The sequence below is a fragment of the Bradyrhizobium sp. Rc3b genome, from assembly GCF_900114915.1.
Lineage (GTDB): Bacteria > Pseudomonadota > Alphaproteobacteria > Rhizobiales > Xanthobacteraceae > Bradyrhizobium.
This window is the reverse complement of record NZ_FOUS01000007.1, coordinates 387,202-403,465: the sequence shown is the minus strand read 5'-3', so window position 1 is coordinate 403,465 and position 16,264 is coordinate 387,202. Positions and strand designations below refer to the sequence as shown.

Genomic DNA, 16,264 nt, shown 5'->3' with positions numbered 1-16,264 from the left:
GGAGCCATCGAACCAATCCACCGCTGGCTCCGACCTAAGCCGTGACCTCGTGAGGAGACGCTTCAATGGCCCGCGCAATGACCGTGGACGGTGGCATCGTTCGCATCGACCGGCCCATGCCATGGGTCGGCCGGCTGCTGTCGCTGCCGCTGCTGGCGGCGAGCGGCTATCTGCTGTGGAATGTCGCGCTCGGGCTGCGGCAGGATTTTTTCGGCTTCGGAAGGCTCGCCGATGACCTCATGCCGGTGCTGGTGTTTACGGGGCTCGGATTGCTGGTCGGCATTCCTGGCCTCATCCTGCTCACGTTCCGCTATTTCGTCGTGCTCAACGAGACGCTGCGCCAGATCGTCATCACAAGGCAGTTCGGCCTGCTGAATATCCGCTCATCGCGCGATCTCGCCGATTATCACTTCATCAGCATCACCGACGACTACGATCCCGAGCTGACGACCTATGACGTCAATCTCTGCGGCAACAAGGGCACCGAGCCGATCACGCTGGTGAGCTTCACTAGGCGCGAGGAGGCGGACAAGTTGGCGAGCGAGATCGGCCGCCTCCTGAAACTGCCGGCGCGCGACTATGTCGGCACCGAGCCTGACGAGAGCTAAGGCCTAGTTGCGACCCGTTCCGGAAATTGCCATCCTCGCGGCCGAACAACGCGATGGAAGGCCATGACCTCTGCGAATAATTCCATTCCCGCGCTTCTGCCGCGCGGCAAGGGCCACCAGTTTCTGTTGTATGGTGACTCGTGTTCGGGCGTGCCCGGTGCCTTGCACGAAAAGACCTTCGCCTCGGTCAACGCAGTCGTTCAACGCCTGATACCGCAGCCTGACTTCATTCTCTTTCCGGGCGATGAGATCATCGGACTCACGCCGGACCCGGACGCTCTGCGTGCGCAGTGGCGATACTGGCTGGAAACGGAAATGGCGTGGCTCGACCGTGCGGCCACTCCGATCTGGCACACCACCGGCAACCATACTACCTATGACGTGATGAGCGAGGCGGTGTTTCGCGCAGTGTTGGACCTGCCGGACAATGGGCCGCCGGGGCAAGCCGGTCTCTCTTACTTCGTGCGGCGCGGCGACCTCCTGATGGTGTTCGTCAACACGCTCTGGAGTGGCCTTGGAGGTGAGGGCCATGTTGAGCTCGCGTGGCTGGAAGCCACGCTCAGAGAACATGGTGATGCCCGACACAAGCTCGTCCTTGGCCATCACCCGGTGTTTCCTGTCAACGGCTTTACCGGGACGTATCAGCGCGAGATCGGCCACGAATATGCGCGTCCGTTCTGGGACCTTCTGGTGAAGGAAAACGTGCTTGCCTATCTGTGCAGCCACATCCTCGCCTTCGACGTCCAGGCACATCGTGGTGTCCTGCAGATTTGCACTGCGGGCGCAGGAACGGCTCACAGGATGCCGGAAGGCGTCGAGTATCTGCATTGCATTCAAGCCGCGCTTGACGAGGAAGGCTTGCGTTATCAGGTGCTGGATACCGACGGCGTCGTCAGGGAGAGGATGGAATGGCCGCTACCGGATCCTGATCCCGCCGGGTGGAAAGTGCTGCGGCACGGAGATGTCGAGGCACCGTTTAGCGGACGTTTGGAGAGCGGGCGTCGGATCGAGCTGAGGCTTGTGGGGCAAAGCGCTGCGGCCGATGTTGCAACGGCCCAGACGATTTTCACGGCCTTCGCGCCTGGTTCGATCGCGCCGTTCTGGCTTGGGCTTCGGGGACCAAGGCAAACTCTGACAGCCATCGTTGGTCGTGAGCCGGGGCGAAGCCCAACCTATTGGTTTGGACCTGATGTTCCGGCGGGCGAGGGTTTCGATATTCACGTCGCGATCTACCCGAATATGGGCCCCGGCGGTCTATTGTACCGTCGTCAGGACTCCACGCGCTGGTCGTCGTTCACCTCTGCGACGGCGCGAGGGCTGGAGCAGCTTGTGTGGCCCCGGCATTGGGCGATCGGCCACGGATAGAGCGGCAGCGAAGACCGTGCCTTCAGGGGGGATGCCCTGAGTTTGCTCATCGCGTGACGCGCGGAAGTCCGCTTGTGGCGACTGCCGCGATGTCCGTTGAGATCAGCCCAAAATATCCTTCTGCATCTTGCCGCCGTAGAAATGGAAGAACGGCACCGGCGCGTCGTGGCGCAGCGGGCCGGTGGCAAGGCGGGTATGGAGCTCGTTGAGTACATTGCGCGTCATCGGATGCAAATCGGCCAGCGGCTTCGAGCCGAGCTCGACCCAGACCAGCTCGACCAGTTCGGCATCTGCATGGATCACGCCGTCGACGCGGTGGGTGATCGCGGAGGCGTCTGCCGTGAAGAAGCGCGTGTCGAACCGTTTGACGCGGCCGGGCGGAGTGATCGCGCGCGCGATCAGGAACAGGCTGGAGGGATCGGGCAGGAGGCCTGCATCGGCGAACGGCTTCCAGGGCCCGTCGAGCTTTGACACTTTGCCCTCGGCCGTGCGCCCGAGGCAGAGACCGGTTTCTTCGCAGGCCTCGCGGATCGCGGCAATGGCGAGCGACTTCGCGCGCGAGGCCGGCGTCTTCGGGCTGCCCTTGGCGAGATTGGCCTCCAGCTCGGCGGTGATGGGCGCAGCGCAGGGCACGCGATAGTCGGCCTTGTCGACGCGTCCGCCCGGGAAGACGAACTTGCCGGGCATGAACACCACCTTGTCGTGGCGCTTGCCGACCAGCACCTTCGGAATGGCGCCGCTGCGGTCGACCAGGATCAGGGTTGCCGCATCCCTCGGACGGAAATAGGGATGATGATCGGCTTCCTTCTCCTCGTGGACCTTGGCCTTCTCCGCGACCTGCGCAATATCCGTCATGTCCTCACCCAAACGCTTTTTGCTTCTTGCTTACACAGGCGGAATACCATCCGGAGGGTTCTCGTCAAACCCGTGCATGCGCAGAGCCCATTGCAGGCCGACCACAGCTCCCTTCACCGGCTGCAGCAGCGCAAGCGAGGCGACGAAGGTGAAGGGCAGATAGGCCGCGAAGCTGAGCCAGACCGGCGTCGTGTAATTGGTCTCGATCCAGAGGATCGTGGGCACCACGATGTGACCGACGATGACGATGACGAGATAGGCGGGCAGATCGTCGGCGCGGTGCGGCGTGAAATCGAGGCCGCAGCTGGCGCAATCGTCTGCGGTCTTCAGGAAGGCGCGGAACAGCTTGCCCTCGCCACAGCGCGGGCAGCGGCCGCGAAAGCCGCGCTTCATCGCCGTCCAGAGATCGCGCTTCTCGACGAGACCCGTCTCGCGCGTCCAGATTTTTGGGGCCGTGCTCATCGTCACCATGCTTTGCCCTTTTTACCGCCGCCTTTTCCCTTGTTCTTTCCTTTATTCTTTCCCTGGCCCTTCTTCGGTTTGCCGGATTTTGGCTTCGGCGGCTTGCGTTTTCTATCCGGGCTGCGTCCGGGATGCGCCTTGAATGAGGGGCGGCGCTGCGGACCGGATGACCTGCGTTCGCGCGGCGCGGTCTCACTGGAGGACGACAGCAGCTCGAAGCGCAGCGCGCCCGCGATCGGCGCTGCCTCGATCAGGCGGACGTCGACCACGTCGCCGAGCTGATACATGGTGCGGCTGCGCGTGCCGACGAGGGCGTGTCGGCCCTCGTCATAGTTGAAATATTCCGTGCCGAGGGATCGGATCGGGATCAGGCCGTCCGCACCAGTCTCAGCGAGCTTGACGAACAGGCCGGCGCGGGTGACGCCGGAGACCCGGCCCTGGAAACTCGCGCCGATGCGATCAGCCAGGTGATGGGCAATGAGCCGGTCGACGGTCTCGCGTTCCGCCTTCATCGCGCGTCGCTCGGTCACCGAGATGTGGGCTGCGACCTCGCTTAAGGTTTCCGGCGTCTCGCTGTCGGGCAGGGCGCCTTCGCCGAGGCCGAGCGCGCGGACCAGCGCGCGGTGCACGACGAGGTCGGCATAGCGGCGGATCGGCGAAGTGAAATGCGCGTAGCGGCGCAAATTCAGGCCGAAGTGCCCATAGTTCTCGGACGAGTATTCGGCCTGCGCCTGGGCACGCAGCACGACCTCGCTGACCAGCGGATAGTAATCATGGCCTTCGAGCTGGGCCAGCACGCGGTTGAATGTGGTGGGACGCAGCGCGCCTGATTTGGCGAAGGGAACGTCGAGCGTTTCCAGAAATTCGGCGAGTGCGTGGACCTTCTCCAAGGTCGGCTCGTCGTGCACGCGGTAGATTAGCGGCAGCGATTTCTTCTCCAGCATCTCGGCCGCCGCGACATTGGCGAGGATCATGAACTCCTCGATCAGCTTGTGCGCATCGAGTCGCTCAGGGACGACGACGCGGTCGACCGTGCCGTCGCTCTTCAAGAGGATCTTGCGCTCGGGCAGATCGAGATTGAGCGGATCGCGCTCGTCTCGCGCGCGCTTGGCGCAGGCATAGGCGGCGTAGAGCGGCCGCAAGATCGGATCGAGCAGGGGGCCGGTGGTGTCGTCGGGCCGTCCGTCGATCGCGGCCTGCGCCTGCGCGTAGCTCAGCTTTGCCGCCGAGCGCATGAGGATGCGGTGGAAGCTGTGCGAGCGCTTGCGGCCGTCGGGGCCGAGCACCATGCGCACCGCGAGCGCGCCACGCGGCTCGCCCGGCACCAGCGAGCAGAGATCGTTCGAGATCCGCTCGGGCAGCATCGGTACGACGCGGTCGGGGAAATAGACCGAATTGCCGCGATCGAGCGCGTCGCGGTCGAGCGCGCTGCCCGGCTGTACGTAGAAGCTGACATCGGCAATGGCGACGTTGACGATGAAGCCGCCCTTGTTGTTGGGATCGGGATCGGCCTCAGCATGCACCGCGTCGTCGTGATCCTTGGCGTCGGGCGGATCGATGGTGAGAAGCGGCACGTCGCGCCAATCCTCGCGGCCCTTCAGGTTCGCGGGCTCCGCCGCTTCCGCATCGCGCATCGCGGCGGAGGAGAATTGCAGCGGGATGTCGTGGGCGTAGATCGCGATCAGGCTGATCGCCTTCTCCGACTTGACCGAGCCGAGCTTCTCCTTCACGCGGCCGGACGCCAGCCCAAAGCTGCGCGTGCGGACAATGTCGACACTGACGAGATCGCCGTCCTGCGCGCCATGCGTGTCGGCCGCGGCGATGTTCAGCTCGCGGTCGGCGGACTTCTTGTCGACGGGGACGAGCCGCCCGCCGCCTTCGGGAAGCGCGCGGAACACGCCGAGGATGCGGCTCTTGGCCTTGTCGAAGACCTTGATGATGTGGCCGCGATAGGCCGGGCCTTCGGTGTCGTCCGTGCGCTCGACGCGCAGCAGCACGCGATCGCGGACGCCGGCGACGGTGCCTGGCTTCGGCCGGCGCGGCATCTGGATGCGGATTTTGGGGGGCTCGCCACTCTCGACCTCGTCCCATTCGGTGGGGGAGGCGATCAATTCGCCGTCGGCGTCGCGGCCGGTAATGTCGGCGACCAGCGTCGGCGGCAGCGCGTCCGGCTCGGACACCTTGTGGCGCTTCTTCTTGATGGTTCCGTCGTCGGCGAGCTCGCGCAATATGCGCTTGAGCTCGACGCGATCGGCGTTCTTCAGGCCGAACTCGCGCGCAATTTCGCGGGTCCCGACCTTTCCGGGATTTGCCTTGATGAAGGCGACGATGGCTTGCCTGTCGGGAAAGCCACGGTCATTCTTGCGTTTCACTTAACCTCTAATTCTTGATCTCAAGTCTTGCCGGCGCTCTTCTTGGCCGGAGCCTTGGGGGCGGCGGCCTTGGTCGGCGACGTTTTTGCGGTCGACGACACGGCTGCGCGCGCCTTGCTGGTGGATTCGGATTTGGTTTTGGCCGCCTTCTTCGCGGCGGCCTTTTTCGGTTTCGGTGCGGCGTCATCGCCGTCCGCAGCCTTCGCCGTAGTCTTCTTGGCCTTGGCCGGCTTCGCCGCCTTCTTCGGCTTCTTGCCGCCGCCTTTGGCTGCGCGCTCGTCGATCAGCGCAATCGCCTGGGCCAGCGTGACGGTGTCCTTTTCGAACTCGGCGGGGATCGTCGCGTTGACGCCGCCCGCGGTGACATAGGCGCCGTAGCGGCCGCTCTTCACGGTGACGGTGCCGAGCGAGGGATGATCGCCGATCGCCTTGCCGGGATCGGCGCCGAACCGGCGGCTCGGGCCCTTGGCGACCTTTTCCGCGATCAGCGTCACCGCGCGGTTGAGACCGATGTCGAACACCTCGTCGCCGGCCTCCAGGCTGGCATAGGTCTTCTCATGCTTGACGAACGGCCCGAAGCGGCCGAGGCCTGCGGTGATCGGCTGGCCAGTCTCCGGATGCTTGCCGATCTCGCGCGGCAGCGACAGCAGCTTCAGCGCAAGCTCGAGCTCGACATCGCCGGGCGAGGTGCCCTTCGGAATGCCGGCGCGCTTCGGCTTCTCGCCGTCCTCATAATCCTTCTGATCGCCGAGCTGGATATAGGGCCCGAAGCGGCCGGCCTTGACCCAGACATCGCGCCCCGTCTCGGGGTCCTGGCCCAGCGAACGGTCAGCGGTCGCTTCGCCATCGGCGGCGAGCTGACGGGTGTAGCGGCACTCCGGATAATTCGAGCAGCCGACGAAGGCACCGAACTTGCCGGCCTTGAGATTCAGCCGGCCATTGCCGCAGCTCGGGCACTGCCTGATATCGCCGCCATCCGCGCGCGGCGGATAGATGTGCTGGCCCAGCATATTGTCGAGGACGTCGAGCACCTGGGCTACGCGCAGATCCTTGATCTCGTCGACGGCGCCAATGAAGCCGGTCCAGAAATCCTTCAGCACCTGCTGCCAGGAGATCTCGTTGTTGGAGATACGGTCGAGCTGCTCTTCGAGGCCCGCGGTGAAGTCGTATTCGACGTAGCGAGCGAAAAAGCTCTCGAGGAACGCGATCACGACGCGGCCCTTGTCCTCGCCGTGCAGGCGCTTCTTCTCCAGCTTGACGTAGCCGCGGTCCTTCAGGACCTGGAGGATCGAGGCATAGGTCGAGGGCCGGCCGATGCCGAGCTCTTCCATGCGCTTGACCAGCGAAGCCTCGGAGAAGCGCGGCGGCGGCTCGGTGAAGTGCTGGGTGACGGCAAGCGACTGTCGCTTCAGCGCGTCGTTCGGGCTCATCGCGGGCAGACGGCGGGAGTCCTCGTCCTCCTCGTCGTCGCGGCCTTCCTGGTAGAGCGCGAGGAAACCGTCGAACTTGACCACCTGGCCGGTGGCGCGCAGCTCCAGCGTGCGGGAGCCTGCCTTCGCCGTGATGTCGACGGTGGTGCGCTCCAGCTCGGCCGATTCCATCTGGCTGGCGATGGTGCGCTTCCAGATCAGCTCATAAAGCCGCGCCTGATCGGCATCGAGCTTGCGGCTCATGCTGTCGGGGCGGCGCGACATGTCGGTCGGGCGGATCGCTTCGTGCGCTTCCTGGGCGTTCTTGGCCTTGGCCTGGTACTGGCGCGGCGCGTCCGGCACGTAGGCGTTGCCGTAATCCTCGCCGATCACCTTGCGCGCCTGGGTGATCGCCTCGGGGGCGATCTGCACGCCGTCGGTACGCATATAAGTAATGAGTCCGGTGGTCTCGCCGCCGATGTCGATGCCCTCATAAAGGCGCTGGGCGATGCGCATCGTGTGCGCCGGCGCAAAGCCGTATTTGCGGCTGGCTTCCTGCTGCAGCGTCGAGGTGGTGAAGGGCGCCTGCGGATTGCGCCGGGCCGGCTTCGCATCGACCGAGGTCACGGTGTAGGCGGCCGTCTCCAGCGCCTTCTTGAAGTCTTCGGCTTCCGCGCCGGTTCCGATGTCGAGGCGCTGGATCTTCTTGCCGTCAGCGCCGACCAGGCGGGCCTCGAACGCATCGCCGCGCGGGGTGAGCAGGGTCGCGATCAGCGACCAATATTCCCGCGGCACGAACTTCTCGATCTCGAGCTCGCGGTCGCAGACGAGGCGCAGCGCCACCGACTGCACGCGGCCGGCGGAGCGGGCGCCCGGCAGCTTCCGCCACAGCACCGGGGAGAGGGTGAAGCCGACCAGATAGTCCAGCGCCCGGCGCGCCATATAGGCGTCGACCAGCGCGCCGTCGATCTGGCGCGGATGCTTCATCGCGTCCGAGACCGCCTGCTTGGTGATGGCGTTGAACACCACCCGCTCGATCTTCTGGTCCTTCAGCGCACGCTTTTCCTTCAGCACCTCGAGCACGTGCCAGGAGATGGCCTCGCCCTCGCGATCAGGGTCGGTGGCGAGAATCAGGCGGTCGGCGTTCTTCAGGGACTTGGCGATGTCGTTGAGCCGGCCGGCCGCCTTGGGGTCGACCTCCCAGATCATCTTGAAATTGGCGTCGGGATCGACGGAGCCGTTCTTCGCGGGCAGGTCGCGGACATGGCCGAACGAGGCCAGAACCTCATAGGACGAGCCCAAATATTTGTTGATCGTCTTGGCTTTCGCCGGCGACTCCACAATGACGATATTCATGTAGTTCCAGTAACTTACGGGAAAATCTGAGGCCGAAAACGAAAGGACTCGGGTCGGCCGTTTCGCCCCGAACATGGGTGGTGAGGCCCTCGCTGTCAAATCGAAGGCTGTTGAAAGCCGCCCGGATGAGAAAAGTTTCATATCGAGAAAGTTGCAAAATACCACCTTGGAGTTGCGGTCGATGTCGGCGTAATGTTTCGGCGGGGCATGGATTCGGGTGGGGTCTGGTGACTAGGCCGGGAAAGAAACGGGCGCGCGCCGCATCAGGCGCGCCGGGAGGCTCGCGTCACGAGGAACCGGGGGAAGGCGGCGTCGACGAGGCCGTCGCCTTCATCGCCGAGCAGGTCGGGGCCTTGCGCAAGCTCGCCGAGCGCCACAAGCTCGACGTGCTGCACTATCTCCTGGGCATGACCAAGCTCGAGGCCGACGAGCATGTGAGGCTGCGGAGCAAGCGCAAGCTGTCGTGAGGGCACTATCCAACCCGTCATCATGAGGCGCGAGTGGCGCGATGCAAGGCATCGCGCCGGGAGCCTCGAAGGATGCACGGCCGGGATGCAGCCGGGCCGTCGCCCTTCGAGGCTCGCCGAAGAGGCGAGCACCTCAGGGTGACGGTGCAAGATATGGGCGCCGTTCTATCCCCGTCATTTGCGAGCGTAGCGACTTGTCCGCCGAAGCCTTGGCGAAGGCGGAAGCAATCCAGAGTCTTTCCGCGGCGGCAGTCTGGATTGCTTCGCCGTGCTCAATGGACGGTGAGGTTAGCCGTTGCGGCTGGCCATTGTCACCAATCGCTGGCCGAGATATTCGGCCGTGCTGACGTCGCTTTGGGGTAACAAGCCGCCAACCAAGTGTGTGGCCAAGCCAAGTTGGCTGCCCAACCGATTCCGGCCGCTCGGATCCTCCCCGCCCGGAATATCCAGCCCGCACCAGAGCATGCCGTGCTGCGCAGCCAGAATGGAGAAGTAGGTCAAGGTGTGGAGTTGATCGCCCCCCGCGAGAGCCCCCGTGGTGAAGCCAGCTGCGAACTTGTTGGCCCATCGCTGCTGGGTCCACCGGTCGCTTGAGGCGTCTGCGAAGGCTTTGAATTGCGCCGCTGCTCCGCCCATGTAGGTCGGGCTGCCAAATGCGACCGCGCTGGCGCGGTCGATCGTGTTCAATAAGCTCTCATTCTGGAAGCGGCCCGACACGATATCGTCGCCTGTGATGCGACAAAGCGCGACGTGCGCTATGCCATCCGCTCCGCGCGCCACTGCATGCGCCAGCGTCTCAGTGGTGCCGGAGATGGAAAAATAGACGATGGCGAGCAGGGGCATGGGATGACGCTTTGGGATGCCTAGCCATCTTTGACGTTGCCGAGACTTTGCACAAGTCCCGCCACCCCGTCATTGCGAGCTCAGCGACTTGTCCGCCGAAGCCTTGGCGAAGGCGGAAGCAATCCAGAGTCTTTCCGCGGGGGGCAGTCTGGATTGCTTCGTCGCAAGGGCTCCTCGCATTGACGGTGTGGCGAGAGCCGGGCTCGTCACGCCGACCGCCGTCGCGACGCCGGCCGTGGCTTCAGTGTCGTATCCGCCGGGCTAAGCAGCCGGCCATCCTCCGCACGCATTTCCAGCTTCTTCACCGGGCGGCCCTTGGCGCGATCCACCAAAATGGTCGCGATCTCCTCAGGCGCGTCGTCGAACTCCTCGCTCCATTGCCTGAGCGCCACCAGGATCGGGAAGGTACCGCGGCCCTTCGGCGTCAGCACATATTCCTGGTAGGCGCTGCCGTCGGAGGCCGGGGCGGTTGCCAGGATGCCGTGGTCGACCAGCGAGCGCAGCCGGACCGACAAAATATTCTTGGCCATGCCGAGCTTGCTCTGGAATTCGCCGAAGCGGCGCAGGCCGAACAGCGCCTCGCGGATGATCAGCAGCGACCACCAATCGCCGAGCGCGTCCAGCGATCTCGCGATCGGGCAGGCATCGCCCTCGAAGCTAGTTCGTTTCACCATCGTTCCGGTCCTGTCGCGTTCGCACGACCGGTGTGCCGATCACGCGCTTGTGTGGTTGCATGATAAAACCATATGCCCTAGATGGCAACATAGTTTTATGATGCAACCACTGGAGGCGAACGTGAGACTGAAGAACAAGACGGCCCTGATCACCGGCGGCAACAGCGGCATTGGCCTTGCGACCGCAAAACTGTTCGTGGCCGAAGGCGCCAAGGTGGTCATCACCGGACGCAACAAACAGACGCTGGAGGCGGCGGCCAAGGAGCTCGGGCCGAACGCGCTCGCGCTCGCCGCGGACGCCACCGACATCGCCGCGACGGAAGCTGCGATCAAGCAGGGCGCCGAGAAGTTCGGCAAGTTCGACATCGTGTTCGCCAACGCCGGCATCGCCGGCGGCACGCCGCTCGGCTCGGCCACGCTCGAGGTCTTCGAGAAGGTCATCAGCACGAACCTGACAAGCGTATTCTTCACGGTGCAGGCGGCACTGCCTTATCTCAGCGACAATGCCTCGATCATCCTCAACGGCTCGGTGATCTCAGTCCTCGGCATTCCCGGCTACTCGGCTTACGGCGCCGCGAAGGCCGGCGTGCGCGCGATGGCGCGGATCATGGCCTCGGAGCTGTCGCCGCGCGGCATCCGCGTCAACGTGGTCGCGCCCGGCGCGACCCGCACGCCGATCTGGGGACCTGCAACGGCAACACCGGAAGCCGAGAAGGCGTTCGAGAAGCGGATCGCGCTGTCGACGCCTCTGGGGCGCATCGGCGAAACCGATCACGTTGCGAAGACGGTGCTGTTCCTCGCCTCCGATGATTCCGCGCACGTACAGGGCCAGGAGATCTTCGTCGACGGCGGCGCGGTGGCCTCGCCGAGCGGCGCGCCGATCTATCGCGGTTGATCGCTCCTCCGAGCCTTAAGTCGTCCGGCGCAGATCGTGTGTTGCGCCGGACGGTTCTGCGCTCGCGAGGACTATGCCGCGCGCAGGCTGGTCGCTGCCTGAAGGGCGCCGGCCAGCGACTTCTCGCGGTGGTCCGGGCCGACCTGGACGCCGTCGGCCGGAATGAATTCGACGCCGGTGATGCCCATGAAGCCGAACACCCAGCGCAGATAGGTTTCGAGATGCTCGCCGGCCGCATACGGCGTCTCCGCGCCATAATAGCCGCCGCGTGAGATCGCCACGATCACGCGCTTACCGCCGGCGAGCCCCTCGGGCCCGGCTGCGCCGTATTTGAAGGTCTTCCCCACCACCAGGATGCGATCGATCCAGGCCTTGAGCTGGCTGGGAATGGTAAAGTTGTACATGGGCGCGCCGATCACGACGATGTCGGCGGCCAGGAACTCATCCAGCGCAGCTGCGCTCGCGGCGAGGTCGGGTCCGAGTTCCGCCGGCGCGGGCGCGCCTTGCGCGGCGGCGAGGTGCGATCCCGAGAGGTGGGCCAGCGGGGTCTGGGTCAGGTCGCGATAAGTGATGTCCAGTGAGGGCGTCGCCTGCCGGAGCCGGTCGACGATGGCGGCGGAGACCTGCCTGGAGACGGAGTGGGGGCCGAGCACACTGGAGTCGAGATGAAGCAGTTTCATTTGGAGTCACCCTGGTATAAGTTTGTAACCAGAGCTACATGAGTGACTATCGAAAACCCCGCAAGAACGCACTTTTTTGAGCCATGGGCACATCTTTGAAACCTAAGAACACCGGTTTTCCTGCGACGCCGAGGCCCGATCCGATGCCGCATCCCGACCATGCGGACTGCCGTGGGGTCGCCTCCGTGCTGTCTCGGGTCGGTGACAAATGGAGCGTGTTCGTCATCATGATGCTGAGCGACGGGCCGAAGCGCTTCAACGAGCTTAAGCGCATGATCAACGGCATCTCGCAGCGCATGCTGACATTGACGCTGCGGGGGCTGGAGCGCGACGGCCTCGTTACGCGCACGATCTTCCCCACCATCCCGCCGCGGGTCGACTATGAGTTGACCGATCTCGGCCGTGGTCTCCAACAGCCGGTCAAGGCACTCGGCGAGTGGGCGATCGCGCATCAGCAGCAGATCGCTTCGGCGCGCATGCGCTTCGACGAGCGCAACGATCGCTAGATCAGCGACACCAGCCCGCCGCCGTGACGCTCCAGCTTGCCGGCGAGCTCGAGCTCCAGCAGCACGGTGCGCACGATCGCAGGTGAGGCGCCGGACATCCGCACGAGATCGTCGATCGAGATCGGGGTGGGGCCGAGCAGGCCGGTGATCTGGTTGCGGTCGTGGCCCTGCGGATCGCTCTCGAACGGCTCGCTGTCGGGCTCGCTCACGGGGTGCATCAGCGGCCGCTCCATGATCGGTGCGACAGCATTGATGATGTCGGCAGCTTCCGTGACGAGGGTCGCGCCCTGCTTGATCAGATCATTGGCGCCGGCGGCACGCGGATCGAGCGGCGAGCCGGGCACGGCGAACACCTCGCGGCCCTGTTCGGCCGCCATCCTCGCGGTGATCAGCGAGCCCGAGCGGTGCGCCGCTTCCACCACGACGACGCCGAGCGAGGCGCCCGAGATCAGGCGGTTGCGCCGGGGAAAGTCGCGGGCGCGCGGTTCGTGGCCGAGCGGCATCTCGGAGATCGCAGCCCCCGCGTGGTCGAGGATCGCTGCGAGCAGGTCGCCATGCTCGGGCGGATAGACGCAATCATGTCCACCGGCGAGCACCGCGATCGTCCCGCTTGCGACACTGGCGCGATGGGCGGCCTGATCGACGCCGCGGGCGAGCCCGGAGATGACGATGAATCCGGCTTCGCCGAGCTCGCGCGCCAGCAGGCCTGCGAATTTCAGCCCGGCGCCGGAGGCGTTGCGCGAGCCGACGATGGCGATCATCGGCCGCATCAAGGTCTTCGTATCGCCGCGCACCGCGAGCAGCGGCGGCGCATCGTCGATCATCGCCAGCCGGGCCGGATAGCCGTCCTCGCCGGGTGCGCGCCAGGCAATGCCGAATTTGCGGCTGGCGGCGAGCTCGGCCTTGGCCTCGTCCGCGCTATAGATGCGCCCCGACCGCTGCGCGCCGCCGCGGCGCGCCAGATCAGGCAGCCGCTCCAGTGCGGCGCGCGGGCTGCCGAAATGATCCACCAGCGAGCGAAAAGTGCGCGGGCCCACATTGTCGGAGCGGATCAGCCGCAGACGGTCGATCCGCTCAGCCTCGGTCAGCTCCACGCTCGGATTGATGGCGTCCACGGCGTCTCCTTGTGGAGACAGCATGGAACAACCTGAGGGCGTTGCGCAACAGCGGCGTGCGCTTGCGTGGCCTCGCCCCGATGCTAAAAGCGATCCCAATAAGAAGGGTATTGCCATGATCTCACTCGCCGACCTCCAGCGCCGCATCGAAGCGGGCGAGCTCTCGCCCGATGCCGCCATCGCCCAGTCGCATGCGGCGATCGAGGCCAAAGAGAAGGATGTTCGCGCCTTCGTCCGTCATGACAAATCCGCGAAGGCGCAGGCCTCCGGCCCGCTGCGGGGCATCGCGGTTGGCATCAAGGACATCATCGACACCGCCAATATGCCGACCGAGATGGGCTCGGAGATCTATCGCGGCTGGCAGCCGCGCAGCGATGCGCCTGTTGTCATGATGCTGAAGCGGGCAGGCGCCACCATCATCGGCAAGACCACGACCACGGCATTCGCGTCGCGCGATCCAACCCCGACGCTCAACCCGCACAATCTCGGCCACTCGCCGGGCGGCTCATCCTCGGGCTCGGCGGCGGCGGTCGGTGCCGGCATGATCCCGCTGGCGCTGGGCACCCAAACCGGCGGCTCGGTGATCCGGCCCGCGGCCTATTGCGGGACTGCCGCGATCAAGCCGTCGTTCCGCATGCTGCCGACGGTTGGCGTGAAGTGCTATTCGTGGGCGCTCGACACGGTCGGCCTGTTCGGCGCGCGTGCGGAGGATCTTGCGCGCGGACTTTTGGCGATGACGGGCCGCACCGAGTTTTCCGGCATCGTCCCGGCCAAGGCGCCACGCATTGGCGTCGTCCGGCAGGAATTTGCCGGTGCCGTGGAGCCGGCGGCCGAAGAAGGCTTGCAGGCCGCGATCAAGGCGGCGGAGCGCGCCGGTGCCAGCGTGCAGGTTATTGATCTGCCCGAGGCGGTGCAGGAGGCCTGGCGCATCCATCCCATCGTCCAGGATTTTGAGGCGCATCGCGCGCTGGCCTGGGAGTTTTCCGAGCGTCACGACGAGATCGCGCCGATGCTGCGGGCAAGCCTCGATGCGACCGCCCATCTGACGCCGAAGGAATATGACGAGGCACGCCGGATCAGCCGACGTGGCCGCCGCGAGCTGGGCGAATTGTTCGAGCGCGTCGACGTGCTCTTGACCTATTCGGCGCCCGGCACGGCACCGGCCAAGGAGCTCGCGACGACAGGTGATCCTCGCTACAACCGGCTGTGGACGCTGATGGGCAATCCTTGCGTCAACGTGCCGGTGCTGAAGGCGGGGGGCCTGCCGATCGGCGTGCAGGTGATCGCGCGCTTCGGCAACGATCCGGTCGCACTCGCGGCGGCATGGTTCCTGGAGAACGCGGTGGCGAAGTCAGGCTAGCGCGGGTTCGGACGCGACAAGGGACTGTGCGGGCGCAGAGAGCGGTGCGCCGACCTTTGCATCTTGCCCGAGCCAGCGCTCTGCGGCTGCGCGGCCGCTCCGGTGCAGCAGGCGAATGAAGCCGCGGCCGAGATCGGTGGACGAACGTTGCGCCAGGCCGTCAACGGAATCTTCCGCCGCGATCCTGGTGAGGCGCAGCGACGGCGCGGCATGCGCCTGCGTCCAGGCGATCGCGGCGATCTCGGCATTGAGGGCGGCGTTGGCCGCGATCTGGTCGAGCCGGCGGTCGATCGCGGCGAGCGTGATCGGTACGTAGCTGTCGCGCGCCGGCGTGACCTGGACGAGCAGGACATCGGACGTCGTCGTGTCCTGCGCCAGCCGCAGCAAGGGCGGGTTGCCGCCAAAGCCGCCGTCCCAATAGGCTTCGCCCTCGATCTCGACGGCGCAGTGAACCAGGGGCGGACAGGTCGAGGCCAGCGCGACGTCGGCGGTGATGGCGTCGTTGCGGAAGATGTGCTGCTGCCCGTCGCGGATCCGTGTCGCCGCGATCAAGAGCTTCGGGCAGTCCGGATTGAGCAGCGCGGCGAAATTGATGTCTCGCGACAGCGCCTGTCGCAGCGGATCGAGATCGAAAGGATCGAACTGGCCGGAGCGCAGCGTCGGACCGAACGCGACCGAGCTTCCCGCCGGCGAGAAGCCACCGACCAGCATCAGCGAGCGGAACGAGGCCTCGTGCAGCAGGCGGAGCCAGAATCGGCTCAGTCGTGCCCGTGCCGCTTCGCGGCCGCCTTCGGCAAGGCCGGAGGCGAGCAGGAGCGCATTAATGGCGCCGGCACTGGCGCCGCTGATGGTGTCGATCTCGATCGGCTCTTCCAGCAGCCGCTCCAGCACGCCCCAGGTGAAGGCGGCAAAGGTGCCGCCGCCCTGCAGCGCCAGCGAGAGCTTTCGCGGCGGCCAGGGGGTGGCGCGAGCCTGCGCCGATGCAACCTGGGCAGCCGCAGGTCGGACCTCGACTACAACAGGAGCGGGAGCGACGGGGGCAGGTGGCGGAGCCGGCGGCGAAACGGCAGTGAGCTTTGGCGCAGGCGGCGGTGCGGGCGCATCGGACCAGATATTGGTCGCCGACAGCAGCCGGCTTGCCGCCGTGCCCTGCGAACCAACCCCGTCATGCGCGCCGTCAATCTTCTCGCTCATTCTGAGCAACCGCGTAACGCCGTTTCTTCTGTCAGGATGACAGGCGTGGAACCTGTTCGCTACTGCCGGCCGCGAGCATGCGCCGAGTTGCGAACAGGATTTG

General features: G+C 65.5%; 15 protein-coding genes. 6 read left to right on the top strand and 9 right to left on the bottom strand.

Features of this window, described 5'->3' with window-relative positions; translation table 11 throughout:
* Positions 1 to 65: 65 nt before the first annotated feature.
* On the top strand, positions 66 to 608 hold the full coding sequence (locus BM190_RS19030; protein ID WP_092257644.1) for a hypothetical protein: 543 nt from the start codon (positions 66 to 68) through the stop codon (positions 606 to 608).
* 63 nt (positions 609 to 671) lie between these two features.
* Complete coding sequence (locus BM190_RS19025; protein WP_092257641.1) at positions 672 to 1,973, top strand: metallophosphoesterase family protein; 1,302 nt, start codon at positions 672 to 674, stop codon at positions 1,971 to 1,973.
* Between the two features lie 102 nt (positions 1,974 to 2,075).
* On the opposite strand, the gene BM190_RS19020 is transcribed toward BM190_RS19025, so the two are convergent.
* Genes BM190_RS19020 through topA form a run of 4 tightly spaced genes read right to left on the bottom strand, consistent with a single transcriptional unit; the run spans position 2,076 to position 8,427 of the window.
* Positions 2,076 to 2,828, bottom strand: coding sequence for an NUDIX hydrolase (locus BM190_RS19020; RefSeq protein ID WP_018321117.1), 753 nt, complete (start codon positions 2,826 to 2,828; stop codon positions 2,076 to 2,078).
* Positions 2,829 to 2,858: 30 nt separating this feature from the next.
* Positions 2,859 to 3,299 carry a DUF983 domain-containing protein gene (locus BM190_RS19015; protein WP_092257638.1) on the bottom strand — a complete coding sequence of 147 codons (441 nt, stop codon included), beginning with the start codon at positions 3,297 to 3,299 and terminating at the stop codon, positions 2,859 to 2,861.
* Positions 3,293 to 5,662: a ribonuclease R gene (gene rnr, locus BM190_RS19010; RefSeq protein ID WP_092257635.1), complete on the bottom strand. Its 2,370-nt coding sequence runs from the start codon at positions 5,660 to 5,662 to the stop codon at positions 3,293 to 3,295. The genes BM190_RS19015 and rnr overlap by 7 nt, the downstream gene beginning before the upstream one ends.
* Positions 5,663 to 5,682: 20 nt before the next feature.
* Complete coding sequence (topA, locus tag BM190_RS19005) at positions 5,683 to 8,427, bottom strand: type I DNA topoisomerase (RefSeq protein ID WP_092257632.1); 2,745 nt, start codon at positions 8,425 to 8,427, stop codon at positions 5,683 to 5,685.
* Positions 8,428 to 8,654: 227 nt separating this feature from the next.
* Here topA and BM190_RS19000 point away from each other — a divergent pair, with 227 nt between their 5' ends.
* Positions 8,655 to 8,894, top strand: a complete 240-nt coding sequence (locus BM190_RS19000) for a hypothetical protein (RefSeq protein ID WP_018321113.1) — start codon at positions 8,655 to 8,657, stop codon at positions 8,892 to 8,894.
* Between the two features lie 288 nt (positions 8,895 to 9,182).
* Here BM190_RS19000 and BM190_RS18995 read toward each other — a convergent pair whose 3' ends face one another.
* Positions 9,183 to 9,737: a flavodoxin family protein gene (locus BM190_RS18995; RefSeq protein ID WP_092257629.1), complete on the bottom strand. Its 555-nt coding sequence runs from the start codon at positions 9,735 to 9,737 to the stop codon at positions 9,183 to 9,185.
* A 206-nt stretch (positions 9,738 to 9,943) separates the two neighbouring features.
* Entirely contained in the window at positions 9,944 to 10,411 is a 468-nt protein-coding gene (locus BM190_RS18990) for a winged helix-turn-helix transcriptional regulator (RefSeq protein ID WP_018321112.1), read from the bottom strand.
* 121 nt (positions 10,412 to 10,532) lie between these two features.
* On the opposite strand from BM190_RS18990, the gene BM190_RS18985 reads away from it, so the two are divergent.
* Positions 10,533 to 11,306, top strand: coding sequence for an SDR family oxidoreductase (locus BM190_RS18985; protein WP_026202489.1), 774 nt, complete (start codon positions 10,533 to 10,535; stop codon positions 11,304 to 11,306).
* A 71-nt stretch (positions 11,307 to 11,377) separates the two neighbouring features.
* Here the strand turns inward: BM190_RS18985 and BM190_RS18980 are convergent, their stop codons facing one another.
* Positions 11,378 to 11,986, bottom strand: a complete 609-nt coding sequence (locus BM190_RS18980; protein ID WP_092257623.1) for an FMN-dependent NADH-azoreductase — start codon at positions 11,984 to 11,986, stop codon at positions 11,378 to 11,380.
* 83 nt (positions 11,987 to 12,069) lie between these two features.
* Here BM190_RS18980 and BM190_RS18975 point away from each other — a divergent pair, with 83 nt between their 5' ends.
* On the top strand, positions 12,070 to 12,492 hold the full coding sequence (locus BM190_RS18975) for a winged helix-turn-helix transcriptional regulator (RefSeq protein ID WP_092257620.1): 423 nt from the start codon (positions 12,070 to 12,072) through the stop codon (positions 12,490 to 12,492).
* Here BM190_RS18975 and dprA read toward each other — a convergent pair.
* A complete protein-coding gene (dprA, locus tag BM190_RS18970) occupies positions 12,489 to 13,631 on the bottom strand; it encodes a DNA-processing protein DprA (RefSeq protein WP_092257616.1) in 1,143 nt (380 codons plus the stop codon). The two genes, BM190_RS18975 and dprA, sit on opposite strands and share 4 nt — an antisense overlap.
* A gap of 91 nt (positions 13,632 to 13,722) precedes the next feature.
* Here dprA and BM190_RS18965 point away from each other — a divergent pair, with 91 nt between their 5' ends.
* Positions 13,723 to 14,967 (top strand): amidase, encoded by a 1,245-nt coding sequence (locus BM190_RS18965; protein ID WP_092257613.1) that lies wholly within the window; start codon positions 13,723 to 13,725, stop codon positions 14,965 to 14,967.
* Here the strand turns inward: BM190_RS18965 and BM190_RS18960 are convergent.
* Positions 14,959 to 16,161 (bottom strand): patatin-like phospholipase family protein, encoded by a 1,203-nt coding sequence (locus BM190_RS18960; RefSeq protein ID WP_177237155.1) that lies wholly within the window; start codon positions 16,159 to 16,161, stop codon positions 14,959 to 14,961. The genes BM190_RS18965 and BM190_RS18960 overlap by 9 nt on opposite strands.
* Positions 16,162 to 16,264 lie beyond the last annotated feature (103 nt).

Coding starts and splice junctions, on each gene's coding strand:
- BM190_RS19030 (WP_092257644.1), top strand. CDS start 66: ATGGCCCGCGCAATGACCGTGGACGGTGGCATCGTTCGCATCGACCGG.
- BM190_RS19025 (WP_092257641.1), top strand. CDS start 672: ATGACCTCTGCGAATAATTCCATTCCCGCGCTTCTGCCGCGCGGCAAG.
- BM190_RS19020 (WP_018321117.1), bottom strand. CDS start 2,828: ATGACGGATATTGCGCAGGTCGCGGAGAAGGCCAAGGTCCACGAGGAG.
- BM190_RS19015 (WP_092257638.1), bottom strand. CDS start 3,299: ATGGTGACGATGAGCACGGCCCCAAAAATCTGGACGCGCGAGACGGGT.
- topA (WP_092257632.1), bottom strand. CDS start 8,427: ATGAATATCGTCATTGTGGAGTCGCCGGCGAAAGCCAAGACGATCAAC.
- BM190_RS18995 (WP_092257629.1), bottom strand. CDS start 9,737: ATGCCCCTGCTCGCCATCGTCTATTTTTCCATCTCCGGCACCACTGAG.
- BM190_RS18990 (WP_018321112.1), bottom strand. CDS start 10,411: ATGGTGAAACGAACTAGCTTCGAGGGCGATGCCTGCCCGATCGCGAGA.
- BM190_RS18980 (WP_092257623.1), bottom strand. CDS start 11,986: ATGAAACTGCTTCATCTCGACTCCAGTGTGCTCGGCCCCCACTCCGTC.
- BM190_RS18975 (WP_092257620.1), top strand. CDS start 12,070: ATGGGCACATCTTTGAAACCTAAGAACACCGGTTTTCCTGCGACGCCG.
- dprA (WP_092257616.1), bottom strand. CDS start 13,631: ATGCTGTCTCCACAAGGAGACGCCGTGGACGCCATCAATCCGAGCGTG.
- BM190_RS18965 (WP_092257613.1), top strand. CDS start 13,723: ATGATCTCACTCGCCGACCTCCAGCGCCGCATCGAAGCGGGCGAGCTC.
- BM190_RS18960 (WP_177237155.1), bottom strand. CDS start 16,161: ATGAGCGAGAAGATTGACGGCGCGCATGACGGGGTTGGTTCGCAGGGC.